9 protein-coding genes are annotated in these 7,512 nt (G+C 73.1%); 8 read left to right on the forward strand and 1 reads right to left on the reverse strand.

Going from position 1 to position 7,512, the window contains the following annotated elements; translation table 11 throughout:
* Nucleotides 1–30: 30 nt before the first annotated feature.
* Nucleotides 31–1,827, reverse strand: a complete 1,797-nt coding sequence (ggt, locus tag G9H71_RS19885) for a gamma-glutamyltransferase (RefSeq protein WP_166284528.1) — start codon at nt 1,825–1,827, stop codon at nt 31–33.
* Nucleotides 1,828–1,990: 163 nt separating this feature from the next.
* Between ggt and G9H71_RS19890 the strand changes: the two genes are divergently transcribed.
* From G9H71_RS19890 to G9H71_RS19925, 8 genes are all read left to right on the forward strand, one after another.
* Complete coding sequence (locus tag G9H71_RS19890; RefSeq protein WP_331273140.1) at nt 1,991–3,202, forward strand: protein-glutamate methylesterase/protein-glutamine glutaminase; 1,212 nt, start codon at nt 1,991–1,993, stop codon at nt 3,200–3,202.
* Nucleotides 3,199–4,041, forward strand: coding sequence for a CheR family methyltransferase (locus G9H71_RS19895; RefSeq protein ID WP_166284530.1), 843 nt, complete (start codon nt 3,199–3,201; stop codon nt 4,039–4,041). The genes G9H71_RS19890 and G9H71_RS19895 overlap by 4 nt, the downstream gene beginning before the upstream one ends.
* Before the next feature lies 1 nt (nt 4,042).
* Nucleotides 4,043–4,438: a response regulator gene (locus tag G9H71_RS19900; protein WP_166284531.1), complete on the forward strand. Its 396-nt coding sequence runs from the start codon at nt 4,043–4,045 to the stop codon at nt 4,436–4,438.
* Nucleotides 4,435–4,899, forward strand: coding sequence for a chemotaxis protein CheX (locus tag G9H71_RS19905; protein ID WP_166284532.1), 465 nt, complete (start codon nt 4,435–4,437; stop codon nt 4,897–4,899). The genes G9H71_RS19900 and G9H71_RS19905 overlap by 4 nt, the downstream gene beginning before the upstream one ends.
* Nucleotides 4,896–5,258 (forward strand): response regulator, encoded by a 363-nt coding sequence (locus G9H71_RS19910; protein ID WP_166284533.1) that lies wholly within the window; start codon nt 4,896–4,898, stop codon nt 5,256–5,258. The genes G9H71_RS19905 and G9H71_RS19910 overlap by 4 nt, the downstream gene beginning before the upstream one ends.
* 70 nt (nt 5,259–5,328) lie before the next feature.
* A complete protein-coding gene (locus G9H71_RS19915; RefSeq protein WP_166284534.1) occupies nt 5,329–5,811 on the forward strand; it encodes a hypothetical protein in 483 nt (160 codons plus the stop codon).
* A gap of 220 nt (nt 5,812–6,031) precedes the next feature.
* A complete protein-coding gene (locus G9H71_RS19920; RefSeq protein ID WP_231135163.1) occupies nt 6,032–6,439 on the forward strand; it encodes a helix-turn-helix domain-containing protein in 408 nt (135 codons plus the stop codon).
* Between the two features lie 67 nt (nt 6,440–6,506).
* Nucleotides 6,507–7,512: acetate/propionate family kinase (locus G9H71_RS19925; RefSeq protein WP_331273141.1), on the forward strand; the 1,006-nt coding region annotated here is incomplete at its 3' end.

Raw genomic sequence — 7,512 nt, forward strand, 5'->3', positions numbered from 1 at the left:
CCCGGGCGGGCGGAGCAGGCCGGGCGCCGGCTACCGGCGGGCGGCCACCGGAGAGGACGACACGACCATCGCGCTGCCGCCCCCGCGCCGGGAGGTCTCGGCCGCCGCCTGCACCCGGCCGTCGGGCAGGAGCTCGACGCCGGTGGCGGCACCGATCTCCGCGGTGCTGGTGAACGAGTGCCCGAGCGCCTGCAGCCCGGCGCGCGGGAAGGCCGGCTCGGCCTGGATCGCCGCCGTGTTGCGCTGGGACTGGCGCGGCGCGGCGATCGCGTCGACGAGCGGCTGGCCGCGGTCGAGGCGGTTCGTCAGCACGGCCAGCACGGTCGTGATGATCGTGGCGCCGCCGGGAGAGCCGACCGCCAGCAGCGGCTTGCCGTCCTGCAGGACGATCGTCGGCGCCATGGAGCTGCGCGGCCGCTTGCCCGGCGCGGGCAGGTTCGGGTCGTTGCCGCCCTGGGTGTCGGTGAAGTTGAAGTCGGTCAGCTCGTTGTTGAGCAGGAAGCCACGGCCGGGGACGACGATGCCGCTGCCGCCGGTCTGCTCGATGGTGAGCGTGTAGGACACGACGTTGCCCCACTTGTCGGCCGTCGTCAGATGCGTGGTCGACATGCCCTTGGTGTCCGGGGCGCCGACGGCGGAGGTGGCGCCGCACCCGGCGTACGAGCCGTCGGGGACGCCGGGGGCGAGCGGCTTCGGCAGCGCCGCGGCCGGGTCGACGCGGCAGGCCCGCTCGCCGGCGAAGCCGTCCGAGAGCAGCTGGCGCAGGGGAACGTCGACGTACTCCGCGTCGCCGACGTAGCGGTTGCGGTCGGCGAAGGAGAGCGCGCTGGCCTCGGCGAACAGGTGCTGGTACTGCGTCTCGCTGACGGTGGACAGCGGGAAGCGCTCGAGGATGTTGAGCGCCTCGCCCACCGTGGAGCCGCCGCTCGAGGGCGGCGCCATGCTGTAGACGTCCAGCCCGCGGTAGCTCACCTGGGTGGGGCGCCGCAGCGGGGCGTCGTAGTCGCGCAGGTCGTCCATCGTGATCAGGCCGCGGCGTACGTTGCGCGTCACCCCGGGGGCCACCGGCGGCTGCTGGGCGGTGGCGACGAGCTCGCGCCCGATCGCCCCGCGGTAGAAGATGTCCGTCCCGCGCCGGCCGAGCTGGTCGTACGTCTCGGCGAGGTCCTCGTTGACGAACACGCTGCCCACGGCCGGCGGCTGGCCGCCGGGGAGGAAGAGCTCGCGGGTGGAGGTGAAGTCGCGGAAGCGCGCGGCGTTGTCCGCCGTCTGCTGACGGAACGTCTCGTCCACGACGAAGCCGCGCTCGGCGAGCCGCTCGGCCGGGGCGAGCGCGCGCCGCAGGTCGAGCGTCCCCCAGCGCCGCAGCGCCTCCTCCCACGTCGCGGGCGTGCCCGGGACGCCGACCGAGAGCCCGCTGCTGACCGCGTCCGCGAACGGGATGGCGGTGCCGTTCTCGACGAACGCGTTCGGGCCCATCGCGAGCGGCGCGGTCTCCCGGCCGTCGATCGTGAGCACGCGCTTGGTCCGCGCGTCGTAGTAGACGAAGAAGCCGCCACCGCCGATGCCCGCGGAGTACGGCTCGGTCACGCCGAGCGCGGCAGCGGTGGCGACGGCGGCGTCGACCGCGTTGCCGCCGGCCCTCAGCACGTCGACGCCGATCCGCGTCGCGTAGGGGTCCACCGACGAGACCGCGCCGCCGTAGCCGGTGGCGACGGGGGCGCGCGGGGGCTCCACGGGCCGAGCGGCTCCGGCCGGCGCAGCGAGCAGGCCGAGCGGGAGGACGGGGGCGAGAAGGGCGACTAGAGCCGCTTTGCGGAGGGTCATCCGCCGTTCCTCCCACTACGCGCGGAAAGAGTCAAGGAGTGCACGAGCGGCGACCGGGCAACTACGCAGGGGAGGCGTTCACCTAAAGGGCTGACGGAGGACGCCGATGAGGTGCGGGTCCGGGCCAACCACCCGGATCTATCCGAGTAGGACGGGGTGGCTCGTGGGTGACATCCGAGTTCTCGTCGTGGACGACTCCGCGGTCGTCCGGCGCATCGTCGCCCAGGTCCTGGACGCCGAGCCCGGCATCAGCGTGGTCGGCACGGCGCAGAACGGGCGCATCGCCCTGGAGAAGCTCACCGAGCTCTCGCCCGACGCGGTGACCCTGGACATCGAGATGCCGGAGCTCGACGGGCTCGGCACGCTCAAGGAGCTGCGGAAGACCCACCCCCGCACTCCGGTGATCATGTTCAGCACGCTGACCGAGCGGGGCGCGTCGGCGACCATCGAGGCGCTCTCGCTCGGCGCCAGCGACTACGTGACCAAGCCGTCCAACACGACCGCGCTCACACAGTCGGTGCGCAGCGTGCGCGAGCAGCTCGTCCCCAAGCTGCGCTCGCTCTGTGGCGGCGCGGCGCTGCCGGGCGGGATGCCGGCCGCCGCGCAGCCCGGCCGGCGCTACGGCGCGGCCGCCGCCGCCACCGGCCCCGCGGGTGCGATGGCCGCCTCGGCCCGCCGCCCCGGCACCGCGGGCCGGCCCGCGCCCGGCGCCCCGACCGCGCGGCTCACGCCCGCCGCGAAGCGCCCGGACATCCTGGTGATCGGGTCGTCCACGGGCGGCCCCGAGGCCCTGGCCCGCGTGCTCGGGGGCCTGCCGGCCTCCCTGCCGGTGCCGGTCGCGGTCGTCCAGCACATGCCGCCGATCTTCACCCGGCTGCTCGCCGAGCGGCTGAGCCGGTCGAGCGCGCTCGACGTCCGCGAGGCGGCCCAGGACGACCAGCTCGTCCCGGGCCGGGTGCTCATCGCGCCCGGTGACCGCCACCTGGAGGTCGTGCGCCGCGGGACCGGGCTCTACGCAAACCTGACGACGGCGCCGCCGGAGAACTTCTGCCGGCCCGCGGTGGACGTCCTCTTCCGCAGCGTCGCCACCGTCTTCGGCGGCAGCGTCCTCGCCGTCGTCCTGACGGGCATGGGTAGCGACGGCAAGCTCGGGGCGCAGGTGCTCAAGACCCGCGGGGCGCGGGTTCTCGCCCAGGACCAGTCGACGTCCGTCGTCTGGGGGATGCCCGGAGCCGTCACCACGGCGGGGCTTGCCGACGCGGTCCTGCCGCTCGACGCGGTCCCGGGCGCAATCGTCGACTCGATCGGGCTGGCCGGGCGTCCCCGGTCGGCCGGCGCCACGGAGGCCGCATTGACCAGGGGGACACGAGCATGACCACGCTGGCCACCACAGCGTTCGACTGGGTCCGCGAGCTCGTCTACCGCGAGGCCGCCATCGTCCTCGAGCCCGGCAAGGAGTACCTCGTCGAGGCGCGCCTGACCCCGCTCGCTCGCGCCGCGGGTAAGCCGAGCGTGAGCGTGTACGTCGACGGCCTGCGGGTCTCGCGGGACCCGCGGGAGCAGGCGAAGATCGTCGACGCCCTCACGACCAACGAGACCTCGTGGTTCCGCGACGGGGCGCCCTTCCGGGCGGTCGCCGAGCACATCGTGCCGGAGATCCTGCGCAGCGGGCGGCCCGACCGCGTGCTGCGCATCTGGTCGGCGGCGTCCTCGAGCGGCCAGGAGGCCTACACGGTCGCCATGAGCATCCAGGACAAGGTGCGGGCCGCCGGCTGGCGGTTCGAGATCCTCGGCACAGACATCTCCGAGGAGATGCTGACCAAGGCCCGGGCCGGGCGCTATTCCCAGCTCGAGGTCAACCGCGGCCTTCCCGCGCCGCTCCTGGTGAAGCACTTCACCCGGAAGGGCACCGAATGGGAGGTCTCGCCGGAGCTGAAGGCGAACATCAAGTTCCAGCGGCTCAACCTCGCGGCGCCGTTCCCCGTCATGCCGCAATTCGACATCGTGCTGCTGCGCAACGTCCTCATCTACTTCGACACGGCGACCAAGCGCTCCATTCTCCGGAGGGTCGCCGGAACGCTTCGGCCGAACGGATGCCTCCTGCTCGGGGGGGCTGAGACCACACTCGGCGTGGACGACTCGTGGGAGCGCGTCCTCGTCGCCGGAGCACCCGTACATCGACCGGCAACCTCTATCGGAAGTAAAGGAGCCTGACATGCGCGCTCTCGTCATCGACGACTCGCGGGCCATGCGGACTATCCTTGGCCGCATTCTCGTCGGGCAGGGTTTCACCGTCTCGGAGGCCGGCAACGGCCAGGAGGCGCTCGACTCGCTCGACGCCCTCCACGCGGAGGGCGACACGCCCGTCCTTTGCCTTGTCGACTGGAACATGCCGGTCATGGACGGGCTCACCTTCATCAAGGAGGTGGGCAAGCGCGACGAGTACCGCAACATCACACTGATGATGGTCACCACCGAGAGCGAGCACGGGAACATCGTGCGCGCGCTCGCGGCGGGTGCCCACGAGTACGTCATCAAGCCGTTCACGGCCGACGCCATCGCCGACAAGCTGGCGCTCCTCGGCCTCGTGTCCGCGGAGGTGAGCGCATGACCGCGACCCTCGCCGTCGACGACCTGCTCGCCATCGCGGGAGACCTCTGGACGTCGTACCTCGGCTCCGAGCCGACGCCGTCGGTCCCCGGCGTGGGCAAGCCCGCGCAGGTCACGGCCAGCGTCTCCATCGCGGGTGAGTGGGACGGCGTCGTCGTCGTCTCGCTCAGTGCGAAGACCGCTCAGGACGTCGGAAGCGCGCTTCTGCAGCTCGACGCCGCCGACCTCGAGCCCGGCGACGTCGACGACGCCGTCGGTGAGCTTGTGAACATCGTGGGCGGGAACGTCAAGAGCGTGCTGCCCGGCCCGAGCTCTCTGTCCCTGCCCGTCGTCGCGCACGGGACGGCGCACGTCGCCAGCCGCGGCGCCGAGATCGTTGCCCAGGCCGCGCTGGAGTGGCTGGGCGAGCACGTCGAGATCACCGTCTGGTCCTCGACCTCCACGGAAGGAGCCTCCTCATGAAGATCCTGATCGCCGACGACAGCAAGGTCATGCGGCAGATCGTCACCCGTACGCTCCGGCAGGCCGGCTTCTCCGGGCACGACCTGGTCGAGGCCGTGGACGGGGCCGACGCGTTCAGCAAGGTCCAGAGCGAGGAGCCGGACCTGGTGCTCAGCGACTGGAACATGCCGAACATGACCGGCATCGAGCTGCTCGACCGACTGCGCGCCAGCGGCTCGACGGTCAACTTCGGCTTCGTCACCTCGGAGGGGTCGCCGGAGATGCGCGAGCGCGCGGCCAACTCGGGAGCGCTCTTCCTCATCGCCAAGCCCTTCACGCCCGAGGCCTTCCGCGAGGCCCTCGAGCCGGTCCTCGACTAGTCCGCGACCGGCGCGAGAGCCTCGGGCGCCACTTCCCACGCAGGCACTTCAGAACAAGGAGACCTCGGACATGGCCATCAGCCTGCTGCCGAACGAGAAGGACGTGCGGGACGCGCTCGGCGGCCTGCTCTTCCGTGACATCACCCTGTCGCCCGGCGAGCCGGTCGTCCCGTCCCCGACCGACCCCGTGACGATCGCGGTCTACGTCGACGACTCGCTCGGCACGGCGGCGGTCATCGTGACCGACCTCAACCTCTCCGCCTTCGCGGGGGCGGCGATCGGGCTCGTCCCGGTCGGCGGGGCAGAGGCGTGCATCGAGGACAAGGAACTCCCGACTTCCATCAAGGAGAACCTCGACGAGGTGCTGAACGTTCTCGCTTCTCTGTTCAATGCAGAGGGGCAGCCGCATGTGAAGCTGTACGCGACGTACGGCTTCGCGGAGACCCCGCCGAACGACATCTCGGCCATCCTGCGCGCGTTCGGGCGCCGGCTGGACCTCGGTGTCGATGTCGCGGGCTACGGCAAGGGCCGGATCTCGGTAGTCCTCGCCTGACGTTTGACGGCAACTGCCGGGCGCTTTGCCCGACATTTGTGTGAAGCCCCCCGGCACATTCGTGCGCCGGGGGGCTCACGCGTGTCGCAATGCCGGTGCGATCGCACTAGCAGGGTCTGCTTAGATGATCGCAGCGGGCACCGCGAGTTGCTACGGTCTCCCCGGCGATTCTCGAGAACGCCGCCAACCGCAGTTCCCCGGCCTGGATGGAGCCCCGTTGATGGCTGAGCCCGGTACGCGCGACCCGGCGGCGGACGGGGAGCCGGGGACCCCCGCCCTGCCGCCGGAGAGCTGGGGCGCGTTGCTCGACGAGGTCGCCGCCGGTCGGCTGACCCTCACGATCGAGAGCCCGGGCGGGGGCCGGGTGTCGGTGCTGTCCGCCGACGAGCTGACCCGTCTGCAGGGAGCGGCTCGCACCGGCACCAACGGGGCGGTGCGCCTGACCGGCCGCGAGCTCGAGATCCTCTCCCTGCTCGCCGCCGGCTCGACCGGCACCGGGGCCGCCGCGCGGCTCGGGCTGGCGCCCAACACCGTCGCCCAGCACCTCGTGGCCGCGCGCCGCAAGCTGGGCGTGCGCACGAGCGCGGCCGCGGTCGACGCGGCCAGGCGGGCCGGGCTGCTGCCCTGACCCGCCCGCGCGGCGGGGGACCTTCGCCACGGTGCGCGCGGGCCGTCCGTCTGCGCACACTTGGACCGTGAACGATCTCGCACCGCTGCTCGTCGTCAACGCCGGCTCGAGCAGCCTCAAGCTCTCCCTGCTCGACGAGCGGGACGACCTGGCCGCCGAGTCGACGCTCGAGCGCTGGGAGGGGGCGCGCGACACGGGGGGCATCGAGAAGTTCCTCGCCGACCTCGGCACCGCCCCGGCCGCGGTGGCGCACCGGTTCGTCCACGGCGGGGCGCGCACGGACGCCGCGCTGCTCGACGACCGCGAGGAGCAGCGGCTGACCGAGCTCACCGCGCTGGCCCCGCTCCACCAGCCGCGGTCGCTGGCCGGGGTCGCGGCCGTGCGGCGCGCGCTGCCGCAGACGCCGACCTACGCCTGCTTCGACACCGCGTTTCACGCCACCCTGCCGGAGGCGGCGCGGACCTACGCGCTGCCGGCGCAGTGGCGCGAGCAGTGGGGGCTGCAGCGCTACGGCTTCCACGGCCTCTCCCACGCGTACGCCGCCCGCCGCGCCGCGCAGCTGCTCGGCCGCCCGGCGGACGAGCTCCGGCTCGTCACCTGCCACCTGGGGTCGGGGTCCTCGCTGTGCGCGGTCCGGGCCGGCCGGTCGGTCGACACGACGATGGGCTTCACCCCGTCGGAGGGGCTCGTGATGCGCACCCGCAGCGGCACGGTGGACCCGGGGCTGATGCTCTGGCTGCTGCAGGAGGGCGGCCTCACCGTCGACCGGCTCGCGGCCGGCATCGAGCGCGGTGGCGGGCTCGCCGGGCTGAGCGGCACGTCGGGCGACACGCGGGACATCGCTGCGGCAGCCGCCGCGGGTGACCAGCAGGCCCGGCTCGCGCTCGACGTGTGGAACCACCGGCTCCGGCGCGAGCTCGGCGCGATGATCGCCTCGGCGGGCGGGGTCGACGCGGTGGTGCTCACCGGCGGCATCGGCGAGCACGCGCCCGGCCTGGTCGACCTGTCGCCGCTGGAGGCGCTCGGCCTCGCCGTGGACACGGCGGCCGTCGCGGACGGGCGCGGTGACCGCG

It is taken from the genome of Motilibacter deserti, assembly GCF_011250635.1.
GTDB lineage: Bacteria > Actinomycetota > Actinomycetes > Motilibacterales > Motilibacteraceae > Motilibacter_A > Motilibacter_A deserti.

What these genes read in the sequence shown, in the direction of transcription:
- ggt (WP_166284528.1), bottom strand. Translation starts at nt 1,827, where the DNA reads ATGACCCTCCGCAAAGCGGCTCTAGTCGCCCTTCTCGCCCCCGTCCTC.
- G9H71_RS19895 (WP_166284530.1), top strand. Translation starts at nt 3,199, where the DNA reads ATGACCACGCTGGCCACCACAGCGTTCGACTGGGTCCGCGAGCTCGTC.
- G9H71_RS19900 (WP_166284531.1), top strand. Translation starts at nt 4,043, where the DNA reads ATGCGCGCTCTCGTCATCGACGACTCGCGGGCCATGCGGACTATCCTT.
- G9H71_RS19905 (WP_166284532.1), top strand. Translation starts at nt 4,435, where the DNA reads ATGACCGCGACCCTCGCCGTCGACGACCTGCTCGCCATCGCGGGAGAC.
- G9H71_RS19910 (WP_166284533.1), top strand. Translation starts at nt 4,896, where the DNA reads ATGAAGATCCTGATCGCCGACGACAGCAAGGTCATGCGGCAGATCGTC.
- G9H71_RS19915 (WP_166284534.1), top strand. Translation starts at nt 5,329, where the DNA reads ATGGCCATCAGCCTGCTGCCGAACGAGAAGGACGTGCGGGACGCGCTC.
- G9H71_RS19920 (WP_231135163.1), top strand. Translation starts at nt 6,032, where the DNA reads ATGGCTGAGCCCGGTACGCGCGACCCGGCGGCGGACGGGGAGCCGGGG.